Raw genomic sequence first — 14,293 nt, forward strand, 5'->3', positions numbered from 1 at the left:
GCCTATTTCTCGCTGATGTCGTCGAACAGAAACAGGTTGCCCCCTTCGGCAAAGGAGGTGAAGGGGGCGTCACCGACAGGGGCCGGGAGCGTGACGCGGAACAGGGAGCCCTGCCCGCGGCCGCTTTCCAGGTCAATGGTCCCCTGCAACAGGTCGGCCAACGCCTTGGCGATGCTGAGTCCCAGGCCGTGCCCCAGGTGGGAGCGGGTGGTACCGGTCTCCAACTGGGTGAAACGGTTGAAGATGCGCTGTTGATCCTCCTCGGCGATACCGGCTCCAAAGTCCCGTACCCCAACGACCAGGCTGCCGTCCGGGGCGAGGGCCAGGGAAACCTGGATGCGCCCCCCCTCGCGGCTGTATTCCAGTGCATTGGCCACCAGATTGGAGAGGATGATCTGCACCTTTTCCGCGTCGGTGTCGAACAGCAGCGGGGCTGCTTCCGGCGGCGGCTCCAGCTCGATCTCCACGTCCTTGCGGGCCGCGCGGTGCCGGAACGATTCCGCCACGTCCCGCGCCACTGCGGTGACGTTCACCCGGCTTATGTGCGGGTCGAGTTCCCCCGCCTCCAGTTCGGCGGCCGCGAAAATATTGCGGAGTTGAAAATCCAGATGGTTTGCTTCAGAGCAGATCATGGACGCCAGGGCGACAATCTCGTCCCGCTCGGGATCAAGGGCCCCTATCTGCCCCGCCAGTCCGACAATGGCATTGAGAGGATTGTTGATCTCGTTGCGGATGTTGGAGAGGAAGTTGCTTTTCAGCGCCTCAGACTGCTCCAACCGCCGGTTCATCTCCACCAGTTTGCGGTTGACCACGCTCAGATCCGAAAAGGTCTTGCGACTCCGGGCAAAGCGGTTGCTCAACTCCTGGATCAGCTCATCGTCCGTCAGATTCATGGCAGATTCTCCCTCACCGATATCCCAGTTCCGCCCCGGTCTCTGTCTATGCCCCCCCACCGGTGGCCTCGGCGATGGGCGCCCGGTTTTTGACCCCGAAGACCTCGATGCCCGCCTTCGTCTCCAGGGGGCAGGCGTTTTCGCAGATGCCGCACCCGTTGCAGATATCCTCCACCACGTAGGGCTCCCTGACCTTTTTACGTACGCCGTCCAACCCCAGGACCTCCACCTCCCGCGTGCGGATGGCCTTGGACGGGATGGGGCAGTGCTCTTCGCAGACCATGCAGTCGATCCGTTTGGCGAACGGCAGGCAGTGGTTCTTGTCGAGAACCGCCTTGCCGATCACCTCGCGCTGCTTGGCGCCCGCCGGCAGTTTGGGGATGGCCCCGGTGGGGCAGACCTGCCCGCACAGGGTGCAGTTGTATTCGCAGTATCCCAGGCGCGGGACGACCAACGGGGTATAGAGACCCTCCATGCCGGCCTGCCAGGCGGCCGGATAGAGGGCGTTCTTCAGGCAGACCTTCATGCATTCGCCGCAGCGGACGCATTTGTTCAGAAACTCGGCCTCGTCGCGCACGCCGGGTGGGCGCAGCAGGCGCTCGCCCTTCTCGGGCGGGCGGAAGCGCGCAGGGATGGCCAGCAGCAGACCGGTGGCCACGCTCCCCAGCAGTACCCGCCGCTCCGGGAGAAACGGCCCGGCATTCCCGCGTCCGGCGGCGAGGCGGAACGAGATGCGCTGATGGGGACAGTGCAGTTGACACTCCATGCAGAGGATGCATTCCTCCTTGGCCAGCAGGTCTCGGTCAAAGGTGGTCGGGCAGAGTTCGCGGCATTTGCCGCAATCGCCGCACAGGCCGGCCGGGATGCGCCGGAAGAGGGAGAAGCGTCCCAGTAACCCCAGCAGGGTGCCCAGGGGACAGAGGTTGCGGCACCAGTTGCGCTCTTCGAACTGTTCCAGGACGATGATCGCCAGGAGGACCAGGGCCGAAAAAGCGGCCAGGGGATAAAGGGTTTCGCGGAACGGCAGCAGATGGGCGTGCAAAAGTTCGTAGGCCGGGGCGATGGCGTCGCGCCGCTCGCCCAGCAGGTGATAGAGTCCGACCCACCCCTCCCGCGCTCCGAGCCCCAAAAGGGGATAGAGAAAAAAGGTCACCCCCCGCAGCAGGATGGCCATGGGGTCCAGCAGCCCGGCCAGATTCAGATTGAACAGGGCCGCCGCCAGGATCGGCAGCAAAAGCCAGTATTTCAGGTTTCCCTTGAGGGCGGCGATGGGCCGGCGTGTGCGGCTTTTGGGCGTCACCAGGTCGAGGACGGTTCCCAGCGGGCAGATCCAGCCGCAGAAAAAACGCCCCAGAAGGAGCGTTGTCACGGCCATCAACACTGCCGGCAGCAGGAGCCAGGTCCAGGTTTTTGCGGCCAGAAGGTAGCTGAAGAACACGAGGGGGTCGGCCCGGAAGAAAGCGTTCACAGCGGCATTGATCTCGTCGCGGCCGCGGTACTCGGTCTGGACGAACAACACGAGGAACAGGGCCAGGAAAGCCAGTTGGCTGGTGCGGGAAGAAGTCGGTTTCATGTCGTCACCTTGTCGGGGGTGGAAAATCGGTGCGGTGGACCGTCTGCGGCGGTGCGGGGTGTGCGAATCGTGCTCATATGTGTGTTTTGTGCTCCTCCCGGTCACGACCGCCAGGTGACGGTAAGGGGGTTGCGTTTCGGTGGTCGCTGGTAGCGCAACAGCGGATAGCCGAGCATCATGGCGTGGATCGGCAGGTGGTCCACCGGCAGGTCCAGCGCCTGCCGCAGCGGTTCCCACCGGGCGGCCGCCATCTGGAAGAAGCCGGCCCAGCAGGTGCCGAGGCCGAACGAGGGGGCGGCGATCTCAAGGTGTGCAAGGGCGATGACGGCGTCGGTTCCGGCCACAATGGAGTCCTTGTGGGCGTATGCCACCACGAGGTGGGGGGCCTTGCGGCAGACCGGATCGTTGCCCTTGTCCCAGGAACGGATGATCCCCTCGAAGTTAAAATAGGCGTTGACCGGCGCGTCGGAAACCATGATGGTCCGCATCCAGTCAACCGCCAGGCCGGCCAGGCGCCGCACCTCGCCACTGTTGTGGACGACCAGCCAGCGTATGGACTGGCTGTTGCCGCTGCTGGGGGCATAGCGCACCATATCCAGGAGCCGTTCAATGGTACCTCGCTCCACCGGGGTGTCACGGTAATTGCGTACCGACCGCCGCATGCGCAGGTAGGCCGCCAGGCGTTCCGGGGCGATGTCGGCCTCGCCGGTTTCGTAACCGTCCGGGACGAGGCGCGCATCCTCGATCTCCACCGCTTCGCTCGGGCAGACCGCCACGCAGTGGCCGCAGATTATGCAACGGGTGGCGCCGTCCGCCACGTAGCGTGGCTGTTCTCCCCGGGGAAGCCTGATGATGTCGAGGGGGCAGGCGGCTGCGCACAGGCCGCAGCGGGTGCATCTCTGGCTGTTGATGGCAAGTTTTGGCATGTCTCGGCCGCTCGCTCCGTCGGGCGTCAGGCCCGCACCACCTTGATCCGCCCCAGGTCCATCTCGCCCAGGCCCCTCTTGTGGGCGGCCACGATGGTCGGGATATCTGCCGGCCTGAGGCCGAACAGGGTGGTGGCAAAGGCGTCGGCGGCCACGATGTCGGCGGAGGCGATCACCTTGTTGAGCACCCTGACGTCGGCCATGTTCCCCCCTTGGGGACCGTGGGCGGTCAGGATGCGGGTGGCGTCGATCACGGTCAGGTGGCTCTTCAGGCGGGCGTTCACATCCGCCAGGGCCGTGTCGAGGCTGCGATGGATGTAGCCCCGGTTCCCTCCCATGACCCCCATGATATTCTTGAGGCCCAGGGTAAGTTTGGACAGGCCGTGGTGCTTGGCGATTGGGACGTTGATGAAGACGTTGGCCGAAAGGGCCTCGTCGTACAGTTCCCACTCCTTGAGGAAGCGGCCGTTCAGGGTCACTTTTTTGAAACGCTCCTGCTCGATCTGCTTGCACTCCACCTGTTTCATTCCCCTGAGTGCCCCTTCAATACCACTGTTGACGTAGCAACGCCGCGAATCGTTACAGGTATAGTCGAACACCTTGACTTTTTTTGCCCCGGCGGCCAGGCATTCCTCCACCAGGGCCCGTACCACCTGGGGATGGGTATTGGCGGCAAACTCGGTGGAGCGGTCCCACCCCATGTTGGGCTTGACCACCACCACATCGCCGGCCTTGACGAAGCGCCGCATGCCGCCGACGGCGTTGACCGCCTTGCGGGTGACGGCCCCGTAATCCTTACCCTCGGCCACCGCTACCAGCGGCTGTTCCTTTGCCGCCAGGGCTTCCTTGACCAGGCTGGGGGTAAGAAGGGAGGCAGCGGCCGCTGTCCTTAAAAACTCGCGTCTATCCATGGGAGGGGCTCCTGTCGGCTGTGGAATCAATGCATATATGGAGGATCATTGTACGCCAGCAGGCGCAATTTTCAAGTACGCAAAAAGGAAAAAGGAGCCGTGGTGGTGCCGGCTGAGCGCACCATACGGGGCATGAGAGCCGGTGATGGCCGTGTCGTCAGCGTCGGCAGGGGGAAAGGGGGGGCTGCAGGCGCTCTTCCGCCAGCGCCGCTCCGCCCAGGAGGCCGGCGTCGTCCCCCAGTTCGGTCTTGAGGATGGCAAGCCCCTCGCGGATGTGGGGGAAGCAGCGCTGTGCCAGCTCCGCCTCAAGCCCCGGGAGCAGCAGATCGAAGCTGGCGGCCACGCCGCCACCCACGATGACCGCCTGCAGATTGAGGATGTTGGCGAGGCTCCCCAGGGCGATGCCGAGCCACCCACCCACCCGCTCGAAGGCGGCCCGGGCGCCGGCTACCCCCTGGCGGGCCAGGGTTGCCACGGCCTCCGCGCTCGGCTCCGTAGCCGCAGCGGCGAGTCGGTCCGCCGGGACCAGTTCGCGGGCGGCGCGTACCACGGCGCCTGCCGAGCAGTACTGTTCCAGGCACCCCCGGTTGCCGCAGGGGCAGGGGAGGCCATCCGGGGCCACGGTGACATGGCCGAACTCGGCCGCAAAACCGTTTGCGCCGGTCCAGAGCCGGTTGTCCAGAATCAAGCCGCTCCCCAGGCCGGTCCCGATGGTGACCGCCAGGAACGACGGCACCCCTCTGCCGGCGCCAAAACGTTGTTCGCCCAGGGCGATGGTGTTGGCGTCATTGCCGCAGGCGGCCGGGATGCCGGTGCGCTCTTCCAGGAAGGCGCCCAGATTCAACCCCTCCAGGGGGCGCATGTTGACCGACGACCGGATCTGCCCATCCCGTCCGATCAGTCCGGGTACCCCGGCGCCGATGGCCTGAATCCCGATGCCGCTGCGGGCCGCCCCGTCGCGCAATTCCGCGATGTCGGCCAGGAGTCGGGAGCAGAAACTCTCACGTCCTCCTTCGATCCCGCTGGCGCTACGCCGCTGGTCGATGATGGTCCCCGATGCCGTAACCAGGGCGCAGCGCAGATTGGTCCCGCCGATGTCGATGCCGATGACGGCCGTTTTCATCCCTTTGCGGCTCCCGCCGTGATCTCTTCGGACAAGCGGTCGTAGGTTTCCATCAGTCCTTCGGGGATGACGCGCACGTTCCCCACGACGGACATGAAGTTGGTGTCGCCGTTCCAGCGCGGCACGATATGGATGTGCATATGGTCCTCGATGCCTGCCCCGGCCGCTTTGCCCAGGTTGATGCCCATGTTGAACCCCTGGGGATTGGCAACGGCCCTCAGCAGGTTGTGGGCCCGGCGCACGCTCTGCATGAGGTCCAGCAGTTCCGCATCGGAGAGATCGTCCATATCGGACACGTGCCGGGCGGGGGCGGCCATGAGATGGCCGCCGCTGTAGGGGTAGCGGTTCATCATGATCAGGGAGTGCCTGCTTCGGGCCAGCACCAGCCGTTCCCGGTCGTCGTTTTCCTCCCAGGCCTTGCAGAAGATACACCCCTCCTGGGGGGCCGGGTTGTTGATGTAGGCCATCCTCCAGGGTGCCCAGATCCGTTCCATGGCGGTTCCTCCTTTGCGCGCTGTCCCTGGATTGTAGCAGCACGAGCGCGGGAGGCAAACCATTAGTTGCGGATATAATATTTTTTTATCCGTACTTATTAACTTCTTGACAAATACGGTGTTTTAGGGATATGTTTTTTTAATTTGAATAAAGATGTTGTCGATATGACCGGGGCTAAGCCCCTGTTTTTTTACCGTAACTAAAACTGGAGGACATGATGGCCAAAATTACCGGTGCATTGGAATATCACTCGAGCGGTAGAAAAGGCAAGATAGAGGTTGTATCTTCGAAACCGTGTTTGACGTCGCGGGACCTTTCCCTGGCATACTCGCCCGGTGTCGCCGAGCCCTGCCTCGAGATCGAGAAGAACCCGGAAGATGCCTACCAGTACACGGCCAAGGGGAATCTGGTGGCCGTGGTCTCCAACGGCACGGCTGTCCTAGGCCTGGGCAATATCGGCGCCCTGGCGGGCAAGCCGGTCATGGAGGGGAAGGGGGTTCTCTTCAAGCGTTTTGCCGATATCGACGTGTTCGACATCGAGCTGAACAGCGAGAACCCGGACGAGATCATTCGGGCCTGCCAACTCCTGGAGCCGACCTTCGGCGGCATCAACCTGGAGGATATCAAGGCCCCCGAGTGCTTCTACATAGAAGAGGAATTGAAGAAGACCATGAACATCCCGGTCTTCCACGACGATCAGCACGGCACCGCCATCATCTCCGCCGCGGCCCTGATCAATGCCCTGGAACTGATCGGCAAGAAGATCGACGAGATCAGGATCGTGGTGAACGGTGCGGGCGCCTCGGCCATCGCCTGCGCCAATCTGGCCATCTCCCTGGGGGTGAGGCGGGAAAACCTGATCATGTGCGACACCAAGGGGGTGATCTACCGGGGGCGCGCCGAAGGGATGAACAAGTACAAGGAGCGCTTTGCCGTCGATACGCCGCTGCGCACCCTGGAAGAGGCGGCCAATGGGGCCGACGTGCTCTTCGGGCTTTCCTCCAAGGGGGCGTTCACCCAGGAGATGGTGCGCAAAATGGCCGCCAATCCCATTATCTTCGCCATGGCCAACCCCGACCCGGAGATCACCCCGGAAGAGGCCCGGGCCGTGCGGGGCGACGTCCTGGTCGCCACCGGGCGTTCCGACTATCCCAACCAGGTCAACAATGTGCTCGGTTTCCCCTTCATCTTCCGCGGCGCATTGGATGTGCGCGCCACGACCATCAACGAGGAGATGAAAAAGGCCGCGGTCTTCGCCTTGGCGGAACTGGCCCGGGAGGAATGCCCCGATTCGGTCTGCCGGGCCTACGGCAACGTCAAATTCTCCTTCGGCCGCGACTACATCATCCCCAAGCCGTTCGACCCCCGGGCCCTGTTGCGGGTGGCGCCGGCAATCGCCAAGGCCGCCATGGATTCTGGCGTTGCCCGGCAGCCGATCGCCGACATGGACAAGTACGTGGAACACCTGGAATCGCTGCAGGGCAAGGCCAAGGAGACCATGCGCCTGATCATCAACAAGGCCAAGAGCGACCCCAAGCGGATCGTCTTTCCCGAGGGGGACAACGAAAAAATCCTCCGCGCCGCCCAGATCCTGATCGAAGAGGGGATTGCCAAACCGATCCTCATCGGCAACCGGGACAAGATCAACGCCAAGATGGAGGAGTTGGGGCTTGATCTGAACGGCAGCGCGCCGATCATCGATCCGGCCAACTTCGATCAGGCCGAGGCGTACGCCCAGGAGCTGTTCAGCCTGCGGCAGCGGAAGGGGCTGACCCTGTCCGAGGCCCGACGGATCCTGACTCGCAAGTCGCGCACCCACTTCGGCTGCATGATGGTGCGCCAGGGGGATGCGGATACCCTGCTCTCGGGCATCGATACCCATTATCCCGAAACCATCCGTCCGGCCCTGGAGGTGATCGGCAAGCAACCCGGTCTTTCCAGCGTGCACGGCCTCTATATGATGATATTCAAGAAGCGGATCTTCCTCTTGGCCGACACCACGGTCTGCATCGAGCCGACCGCCGAGGAGTTGGCCGAAACCGCCATCCTGGCCGCGGAAAAGGCCCAGATGCTCGACATCGAACCGACGATCGCCATGCTCTCCTTCTCCAACTTCGGCTCGGTCCAGCATCCCCAGGCCCTGAAGGTCAAAAAGGCGACGGAGATCGTCAAGGACAAGGTGCCGGGGCTTGTCATCGACGGCGAGATGCAGTCCGATACCGCCGTGGTCACGGAGATTCTCCAGAAGAGCTTCCCCTTCGCCAACCTGAAAGAGGCGGCCAACATCCTCATCTTCCCGGATCTGAACTCGGGGAATATCTGCTACAAGCTCCTGCACCATCTGGGGGGGGCCGAGGCCATCGGGCCGATCCTCATGGGCATGAAGAAGCCGGTCCATGTCCTGCAGCGGGGGGATGACGTGGACGACATCGTCAACATGGCGGCCATAGCCGTGGTGGACGCCCAGATATCATGACATGATCGGGGGTGTGCGCGCGAAGCCCCGCATGGTGAGCCCAATTAGGCCATCAGGAGATCGTCTGCGGCATCCCGGGGATTGCAAGGTGGCGGAATGCCGTGATAACTATGTGATATGTTTTCTTTAGCCATCCCCTGTTTCGTCGCCTCCCCGTGAGGATTATTCAGAGCCCCGACAGGGCATTGTGCAACAAAAACCACAGGCGGTCAGCCTGTGGTTTTTGTGTTTGAATTTGAGGTGCGATGTGATATTTTAACGCAGTTATGGCGATTTATACCTGCAAACTCGGCGCAGCCGACGGCAAAGTTGTGTTTCGCGATCTCGAAGCGGATGAGCCGTTGCAGTTGCGCAAAAGCCTGGAAGACCAAGGTTTTTTTGTTTTTGAAGTAAAGAAGAAGCCGCTGCAGTTTCTTTTCGAAAAGGGATTGAAGCGGCGCCGCATCGATAACCGGTCGCTTTTGACCCTGAATCAGGAAATGCTCGTCCTGATCAAGTCCGGCATGCCGATCATGCAGGTGCTCGATGCGATCCTGGAGCGGCACGAGGCGGGCAAGCTCGCCGAGATACTGCAGCAGGTGCGTGAAGACGTAAAGGGAGGGGCAGCGCTCTCGGCCGCCCTGGACAAGCATGGTCGCGCATTTCCGCAGTTGTACGTCGCCTCCATCCGCGCCGGAGAAAGGACCGGCGACCTGCTCCGCACGATCCGGCGGTATATCCAGTATCTCAAACGGGTTGACGGCATTCGCAAAAAGGTCATCTCGGCGTTGTTTTACCCCTCCATACTCATTATTTTCGCATTCATAGCCATTACCCTGCTTTTGTTGTACGTGGTGCCCACCTTCAGCCAGGTCTATGCCGACTCCGGGTCCCAGTTGCCGGCGCCGACCCGGATGCTGATCGGTTTCACCTCGTTTCTCCGCCATTTCGCCATTTTCGGGGTGCTTCTGGTGGTCGGCCTGATCGCCGCGTATCGCTCCTGGGTCGGTACTGAGTCCGGCCGCTACACGGTCGATCGTTTCAAGCTGACGATCCCCGTGGCGGGCGACGTGTTCACCAAGTATTCGGTGGCCGGGTTTACCCGTACCCTGGCAACGGTGCTCGGTAGCGGCATACCGATCATCGAGTCGCTCCGCATGTGCATCGGGACCCTCAACAACCGGTACATGGAAAAGCGCCTTTTCGAGACGGTCCGGTTCATCGAGGAGGGGGGGAGGCTTTCCACCGCCCTGGAGCGGATCAATATCATGCCGCCCCTTGCGCTGCGCATGCTGGGGGTGGGGGAGGCGACCGGCGCCCTGGAGGATATGCTGGTTGACATTTCCGATTATCTGGAGGAAGAGTTGGAGGAGCGCATGCACGTCCTCACAACGGCCATAGAACCCGCCATCATGCTTGTTGTCGGCGTGGTGATCGGCATCATCATCGTTGCCATGTACCTGCCCATCTTCAAGATCGCGGGCACGGTAGGCGGCTAGGAGCGGCAATGCAGTCGTACCGGCGGAAAAAAATTGGCACGATCCTTATCGAACGCGGCTCGCTCGCAGCGGACCAGTTACCGGTCGTGCTGGATAAATTGACTACCAGCAAGCTGCGTTTCGGGGAGATCTGCATCCAGGATGGGCTGATCAGCGACGATGACCTGGCCCGTGCCCTGGCAGAGCAGTTCAACCTGGAATACGTGGACCTGACCAGTTTCAAGCCGGATGAGGAATTGCTCAATTCCCTGCCGCCCGACGCCCTTTACCGTTTCCGCTTCGTGCCGCTGGAGATGGCGGAAGACTCCATAGTGGTCGCCGTTTCCGATCCCACGGACGTGGTGAAGCTGGACGAGCTTGAACTCCTGTTCGACCGCCCCCTGCAGATCCGCATTGCCGCGGAGTCGGCCGTCGCCGCCCTTGCCAAGGCGGGGGAGGGAACGCGCCGGGTGCTGCGCGAGGTCTCGGAAGACTTCATGCTGCAGTTGGTCAAGGAAACCGACCGGGGTGAAGAGGTCCTGTCGGTGGAGAGCATCTCCGAAGACACGAGCCCGATCATCAAGCTGGTCAACAGTACCATCCTGGATGCGCTTAACCGCCGCGCCAGTGATATTCACATCGAGACCGGCCACGACGGCGTCGAGATAAAGTACCGCATCGACGGCGTCCTCTACCGGGCCAACGAGCCTATCGACCTGCATTTTCAGGGGCCGATCATCTCGCGCCTCAAGGTCATGAGCGAACTGGACATCTCCGAGCGGCGCATCCCCCAGGACGGACGCTTCAAGATTCGCTTCAGCGAAAAGTCCATCGACTTCCGCGTCTCCATCATGCCGAGTGCCCTGGGGGAGGATGCGGTCATCCGTATCCTGGACAAGGAGAGCATCGCCAGCGACATGAAAGGGCTCTCCCTGGAAAATCTCGGGGTGTGCGAACGGGAGATCAAACGGCTACGCAGAAAGATCCGCGAACCGTACGGCATGGTGCTGGTGACCGGCCCCACCGGCTCGGGCAAGACCACGACCCTCTATGCGGCCCTGACCGAGATCCACACGGGCGAGGACAAGATCATCACCATCGAGGACCCGGTGGAGTACATGCTGCGCGGCGTGCTCCAGATCCCGGTCAACGAGAAGAAGGGGCTCACCTTTGCCAAGGGGTTGCGCTCCATCCTGCGCCACGACCCGGACAAGATCATGGTCGGCGAGATCCGGGACTCGGAGACCGCCCAGATTGCCGTGCAATCGGCCTTGACCGGACACCTGGTCTTTACCACGGTGCACGCCAACAACGCCTTCGACGTGATCGGACGCTTCATTCACATGGGGATCGACCCCTACAACTTCGTCTCCTGCCTCAATTGTGTCATGGCGCAACGCCTGGTGCGGCGGGTCTGCATGAAATGCCGCCGGCCGGTCAGCTACTCCGACGACGAACTGCGGGAGGCCCGGGTTGACCCGGAATGTACGCGCAATGTCGTCCTGTACGAGGCGGTGGGGTGCGAGGAGTGCAACGGGACCGGATACCGGGGGCGCTCCGCCATTGTGGAACTGCTCGAATTCAATGATGAGATCAGGGACCTGATTATCGCCCGGGTGCCGGCCACCCAGCTCAAACAGACCGCCCGCGGGGCCGGGGTCGTTTTTCTGCGGGAGGCCGCCGTAGAAAAACTGCTTGCCGGGGAAACGACGCTCAAGGAGATCAACCGCGTTACGTTCGTGGAATAACGGGGATGAATTGACCACTATGCTGCTTGCCAAGACTTCACTCGGAGCCGAGATAAACCCATCCGGCATGGCCTTTGCCCTTTTGGGGGGCACCGCCGCCGCGCCGCGCCTGGAGAGAACCGCCTACGCGCCTTTGGCGGCAGGCACCGTGCGCAGTTCGCTGCGTGAAGCGAATATTCTCGACCCGCAGGCATTTGTCGAGCGTTTCCAGAGCGCCCACAACCTGCTGCTGCATCGTTCGAAGCGCCTTTCCCTTACCCTGCCGGACTCGACTGGGCGCATCATGCTGCTGGATATGGAAGGTCGTTTCAAAAACCGGGCAGAGGGCCTGGACATGATCCGCTGGAAGTTGAAGAAAAACCTTCCGTTCGATGCCGCCGATGCTCATCTGGATTACCAGGTGCTGAAAATTCGCGAGAACGGCGATATGGCCCTGCTGGTAGCCCTGGTATCCCGCACGGTCATCGGGCAATACGAGGACGTACTCACATCGGCGGGGTTCACGCCGGCGCGGATCGATTTCAACAGTTTCAACCTCTACCGGGCATTCGACCGTCGCCTGGCCCTGCTGGACGACTGTCTCCTGATCTTTTTTCACAACCATACCCTCGGCATCATGGCCTATTACGGCGACATACCCGAGTTCATCCGGGTCAAGGAGCTTGCCGGCACGGAGGCCGTGGATAACCGTGTCTTCATGGAGATCAATAACTCGCTCATGGTCTACCGGGAGCGCTTTCCCGAACGGAATACGGCCAATGTGTTCTGCTGCGCCCCCCCTGATGCGGCCCACGCTTTCTGCGAGATGGTTGCCGAAGCGGCCGGATCGGAGGCAACCCTGCTGGAAACCAAAACCGCCGTGACACCCGGCGACGGGGCACCCGGGGACCAGGAGTCGCTCTTCCTCTTTTCCGCCGCCATCGGCGCCGCCCTGAGGAGTCTGTGATGCGTTTCACCATCAATCTGGCCACCAGAACCTATGTAGACCAACGGCTGATCAGCCAGGTCTGCTACACCGCCCTTGCCCTGCTTGCCCTCGTGTTGACATGGAACGTGGTGATTGCATTCAGTAATTTCGGGGAACTGCAACGCCTGAGGGTGGATATCGCAACCTATGAGGGCCGGCTGAACAGCCGGCCCAAGGACATCCCGGAACGCGACTACACCCGCCTGCTGGCGGACATAACCTTTTTCAACGGCGTGATCGAACGCAAGGCCTTTAACTGGCTGGGACTCCTCGATCAGGTGGAGGAGGTCACGCCTGAGGGTATCGCCGTGTCATCCCTGGCGCCTGACATGAAAACCGGCGAGGTGAAGATCGAAGGCTTGGCACACTCCTTTGCGAACGTTCGCGCCTTTATGGAAAAGTTCGATGAATCCAGGGCATTTACCAGAGCCCTGCTCCTGTCCCACCGAGACGTGGCGATGGGCGACAAGACCCGTGGCGTACAATTCAGCCTTTCCTGCAGGATGGCGTCGAAATGAACCAGATGATCCTGGAAATAGCCAGCCAGAGGCGGCGTGTCCTTGTGGCGGTCCTGGTGCTCCTGCTCCTCAACATCGCCGTGCTTGTGGTTTTGAAGGGGTATCTGGCATCCGCCATCAGCGATGCCCAGACCAAATGGGGCGACCTGCGGCGCCGCGTAGCGGTTGCCGGGCAGAACGATGCCGCAACGATCTACCGCCGGGGCAAGGCCGAGCTGGAACAAGTGCGAGGCCGCATCCCCCATAAGAGCCAGTTTCCCCGGTTATTGGGAGGTATCTTCGATACGGCGTCTTCCGACAGCGTCAGGGTCGTAACGGTCACCTACAAGCCCACGCAGGTAAAGGAGAACTCGGCGCTCCTCTCCTACGGCATCTCCCTGTCCGTCAGCGGCAGGTACGCCGCAGTCAAGAATTTCCTGGCGGACATGCAGAAACACGGGGAGATGATCGTCATCGACGGCATGACCATGGCGAACAGCGACCCCTATGAGGAAAACGTCGTTATGGACCTTCACCTGACGGTGTATCTCCGGGAGGTCCCATGAACCGGCAACGGCTGATTCTGTTCATACTGCTCATCGCGCTGGTTGCTGCCGTGATCTGGAGCTTTTGGGCCACGCCCCGCCCCAAGGTCGCTCCCACCCTGAAATACGCCCCGGGCCAGCGGGGCGCCGCCGGTTCGGGTACCCCGGGACGCCCAGCCCCGCCACCGGCGTTGCCGAGCGACGCCCGTATCTTGAGGCTGGGGCTTCTCGACCAGGGGCAGGATCTTTTCAAGGGGTATCGCCGCAATATCTTCAAGCCACTCTTTGTCGATGAGATCAAGGTCATGCAAAACAGGGCAGCGGCGCTTAAGCAGGTAAAACCGCCCCCATTGCCACCCCCGCCGGCTCCGCCGCCCAAGATCGCCCCGCCCCTGACGCCCGCGGAGGAGCGGGCGCAGCAAACCAGGCGTGAATTGGCCCGATTCGTTTTCAAGGGGTTTCTCAGCAAGGATCAGCAAAAAACCATCTTTTTGTCCAAGGATAGCGCCATCTTCCTGGTGAAAAAGGGCGATATTTTCGAAAAGCGCTACAAGGCCGCATCGATTACCGAACAGGCGTTGACCATTCAGGTTACGGATACGGGAGAAGAGATTGTCATACCGCTCATGGAAAATCTCTCGCTCAGAGCAGTGCCCTGACGCATGAACACAGTTCCAGAGGA

General features: G+C 61.8%; 13 protein-coding genes. 7 read left to right on the top strand and 6 right to left on the bottom strand.

Annotated elements, in window-relative coordinates; genetic code table 11:
• Positions 1-2: 2 nt before the first annotated feature.
• From FO488_RS06750 to FO488_RS06775, 6 genes are all read right to left on the bottom strand, one after another.
• A complete protein-coding gene (locus tag FO488_RS06750) occupies positions 3-893 on the bottom strand; it encodes a sensor histidine kinase KdpD (RefSeq protein ID WP_149209852.1) in 891 nt (296 codons plus the stop codon).
• A gap of 46 nt (positions 894-939) precedes the next feature.
• Positions 940-2,466, bottom strand: coding sequence for a 4Fe-4S binding protein (locus FO488_RS06755; protein WP_149209853.1), 1,527 nt, complete (start codon positions 2,464-2,466; stop codon positions 940-942).
• A 101-nt stretch (positions 2,467-2,567) separates the two neighbouring features.
• Positions 2,568-3,392: a nitroreductase family protein gene (locus FO488_RS06760; protein WP_149209854.1), complete on the bottom strand. Its 825-nt coding sequence runs from the start codon at positions 3,390-3,392 to the stop codon at positions 2,568-2,570.
• A gap of 26 nt (positions 3,393-3,418) precedes the next feature.
• Positions 3,419-4,303, bottom strand: a complete 885-nt coding sequence (locus FO488_RS06765; RefSeq protein ID WP_149209855.1) for a DUF362 domain-containing protein — start codon at positions 4,301-4,303, stop codon at positions 3,419-3,421.
• A 157-nt stretch (positions 4,304-4,460) separates the two neighbouring features.
• The gene (locus FO488_RS06770) at positions 4,461-5,426 is read right to left on the bottom strand and encodes an ROK family protein (protein WP_149209856.1); all 966 of its coding nucleotides are present in this window, start codon (positions 5,424-5,426) and stop codon (positions 4,461-4,463) included.
• Positions 5,423-5,920 carry an HIT domain-containing protein gene (locus FO488_RS06775; protein ID WP_149209857.1) on the bottom strand — a complete coding sequence of 166 codons (498 nt, stop codon included), beginning with the start codon at positions 5,918-5,920 and terminating at the stop codon, positions 5,423-5,425. The genes FO488_RS06770 and FO488_RS06775 overlap by 4 nt, the downstream gene beginning before the upstream one ends.
• A gap of 218 nt (positions 5,921-6,138) precedes the next feature.
• On the opposite strand from FO488_RS06775, the gene FO488_RS06780 reads away from it, so the two are divergent.
• The 7 genes from FO488_RS06780 to FO488_RS06810 all read left to right on the top strand — a co-directional run bounded on the left by FO488_RS06780 (position 6,139) and on the right by FO488_RS06810 (position 14,270).
• The gene (locus FO488_RS06780; RefSeq protein ID WP_149212103.1) at positions 6,139-8,397 is read left to right on the top strand and encodes an NADP-dependent malic enzyme; all 2,259 of its coding nucleotides are present in this window, start codon (positions 6,139-6,141) and stop codon (positions 8,395-8,397) included.
• A 266-nt stretch (positions 8,398-8,663) separates the two neighbouring features.
• Positions 8,664-9,875 carry a type II secretion system F family protein gene (locus FO488_RS06785; protein ID WP_149209858.1) on the top strand — a complete coding sequence of 404 codons (1,212 nt, stop codon included), beginning with the start codon at positions 8,664-8,666 and terminating at the stop codon, positions 9,873-9,875.
• Positions 9,876-9,883: 8 nt separating this feature from the next.
• Positions 9,884-11,602, top strand: coding sequence for a GspE/PulE family protein (locus FO488_RS06790; protein ID WP_149209859.1), 1,719 nt, complete (start codon positions 9,884-9,886; stop codon positions 11,600-11,602).
• 19 nt (positions 11,603-11,621) lie between these two features.
• Positions 11,622-12,548, top strand: coding sequence for a type IV pilus biogenesis protein PilM (gene pilM, locus FO488_RS06795; protein ID WP_240732255.1), 927 nt, complete (start codon positions 11,622-11,624; stop codon positions 12,546-12,548).
• Positions 12,548-13,087 carry a PilN domain-containing protein gene (locus FO488_RS06800; RefSeq protein ID WP_149209861.1) on the top strand — a complete coding sequence of 180 codons (540 nt, stop codon included), beginning with the start codon at positions 12,548-12,550 and terminating at the stop codon, positions 13,085-13,087. Before pilM ends, FO488_RS06800 begins: the two co-directional genes overlap by 1 nt.
• On the top strand, positions 13,084-13,632 hold the full coding sequence (pilO, locus tag FO488_RS06805) for a type 4a pilus biogenesis protein PilO (protein ID WP_149209862.1): 549 nt from the start codon (positions 13,084-13,086) through the stop codon (positions 13,630-13,632). The genes FO488_RS06800 and pilO overlap by 4 nt, the downstream gene beginning before the upstream one ends.
• Entirely contained in the window at positions 13,629-14,270 is a 642-nt protein-coding gene (locus FO488_RS06810) for a hypothetical protein (RefSeq protein ID WP_149209863.1), read from the top strand. The genes pilO and FO488_RS06810 overlap by 4 nt, the downstream gene beginning before the upstream one ends.
• The last annotated feature ends 23 nt before the right edge of the window (positions 14,271-14,293 follow it).

The sequence above is a fragment of the Geobacter sp. FeAm09 genome, assembly GCF_008330225.1.
GTDB lineage: Bacteria > Desulfobacterota > Desulfuromonadia > Geobacterales > Pseudopelobacteraceae > Oryzomonas.

What these genes read in the sequence shown, in the direction of transcription:
- FO488_RS06800 (WP_149209861.1), top strand. Translation starts at nt 12,548, where the DNA reads ATGCGTTTCACCATCAATCTGGCCACCAGAACCTATGTAGACCAACGG.
- FO488_RS06785 (WP_149209858.1), top strand. Translation starts at nt 8,664, where the DNA reads ATGGCGATTTATACCTGCAAACTCGGCGCAGCCGACGGCAAAGTTGTG.
- FO488_RS06770 (WP_149209856.1), bottom strand. Translation starts at nt 5,426, where the DNA reads ATGAAAACGGCCGTCATCGGCATCGACATCGGCGGGACCAATCTGCGC.
- FO488_RS06760 (WP_149209854.1), bottom strand. Translation starts at nt 3,392, where the DNA reads ATGCCAAAACTTGCCATCAACAGCCAGAGATGCACCCGCTGCGGCCTG.
- FO488_RS06775 (WP_149209857.1), bottom strand. Translation starts at nt 5,920, where the DNA reads ATGGAACGGATCTGGGCACCCTGGAGGATGGCCTACATCAACAACCCG.
- FO488_RS06790 (WP_149209859.1), top strand. Translation starts at nt 9,884, where the DNA reads ATGCAGTCGTACCGGCGGAAAAAAATTGGCACGATCCTTATCGAACGC.
- pilM (WP_240732255.1), top strand. Translation starts at nt 11,622, where the DNA reads ATGCTGCTTGCCAAGACTTCACTCGGAGCCGAGATAAACCCATCCGGC.
- FO488_RS06755 (WP_149209853.1), bottom strand. Translation starts at nt 2,466, where the DNA reads ATGAAACCGACTTCTTCCCGCACCAGCCAACTGGCTTTCCTGGCCCTG.
- pilO (WP_149209862.1), top strand. Translation starts at nt 13,084, where the DNA reads ATGAACCAGATGATCCTGGAAATAGCCAGCCAGAGGCGGCGTGTCCTT.
- FO488_RS06810 (WP_149209863.1), top strand. Translation starts at nt 13,629, where the DNA reads ATGAACCGGCAACGGCTGATTCTGTTCATACTGCTCATCGCGCTGGTT.
- FO488_RS06750 (WP_149209852.1), bottom strand. Translation starts at nt 893, where the DNA reads ATGAATCTGACGGACGATGAGCTGATCCAGGAGTTGAGCAACCGCTTT.
- FO488_RS06780 (WP_149212103.1), top strand. Translation starts at nt 6,139, where the DNA reads ATGGCCAAAATTACCGGTGCATTGGAATATCACTCGAGCGGTAGAAAA.
- FO488_RS06765 (WP_149209855.1), bottom strand. Translation starts at nt 4,303, where the DNA reads ATGGATAGACGCGAGTTTTTAAGGACAGCGGCCGCTGCCTCCCTTCTT.